This is a genomic window from Sulfitobacter sp. HI0129 (assembly GCF_001635395.1).
Lineage (GTDB): Bacteria > Pseudomonadota > Alphaproteobacteria > Rhodobacterales > Rhodobacteraceae > Sulfitobacter.
Genome location: NZ_LWGH01000863.1, coordinates 1 through 814, shown reverse-complemented (window position 1 = coordinate 814; position 814 = coordinate 1). Strand labels below are relative to the sequence as shown.

The following is an 814-nucleotide window of genomic DNA, read 5'->3' as shown; positions in this document are numbered from 1 at the left end:
GGTCATCGACACCACGCGCTGCTACATGGCCATCAACCAACTGGCGCCGGAGGTGCATTACGACGGCAAGCGCCTGCCGCGCTACGATGCGGTCGTCCCGCGCATCGGCGCGTCGATCACCCCCTATGGCTGTGCCGTCATCCGCCAGTTCGAAACCATCGGGACCTATTGCGTGAACGGCTCCGCCGGTATCCTCGCCAGCCGGGACAAGCTGCACGCCCATCAGGTGCTCGCCTCCAAGCGCATTGGCATGCCCAACACCGCCTTTGCCGCCTCGCCCAAGGATACCAGCAACCTGATGGCGCTGGTGGGCAGCGCGCCGCTGATCGTGAAGCTGCTCGAATCGACCCAGGGCAAGGGCGTCGTGCTGGCAGAAACCAAGAAGGCCGCCGAATCCGTGATCGACGCCTTCCGCGGCCTCAAGGCCAATTTCCTCGTACAAAGCTTCGTGAAGGAAGCCGCCGGCGAGGATATCCGCTGCCTCGTGGTGGCAGGCAAGGTCGTGGCCGCCATGAAACGCACCGGCGCCGAAGGCGATTTCCGCTCCAACCTGCACCGTGGCGGCACGGCGCAGGTGGTGCGCATATCAAAAGCCGAACGGGAAACCGCCCTGCGGGCCGCCCGATCCTTCAACCTGAACATGGCCGGTGTGGACCTTCTGCGCTCCTCCGACGGGCCCAAGGTGCTGGAGGTGAATTCCTCCCCCGGGTTCGAGGGGATCGAGAAGGCCACCGGCAAGGATATCGTCGGCAAACTCTATGACGAGATCGAGATGCGCGCGAAACCGCGGCCCGTCCGGCGGCGTAAGAAGGCC

General features: G+C 65.0%; 1 protein-coding gene. It reads left to right on the top strand.

The features are described 5' to 3' along the window. Positions 1-814, top strand: an 814-nt coding sequence (gene rimK, locus A3764_RS20275) for a 30S ribosomal protein S6--L-glutamate ligase (RefSeq protein ID WP_150122332.1), incomplete at both ends; no start/stop codon positions are given.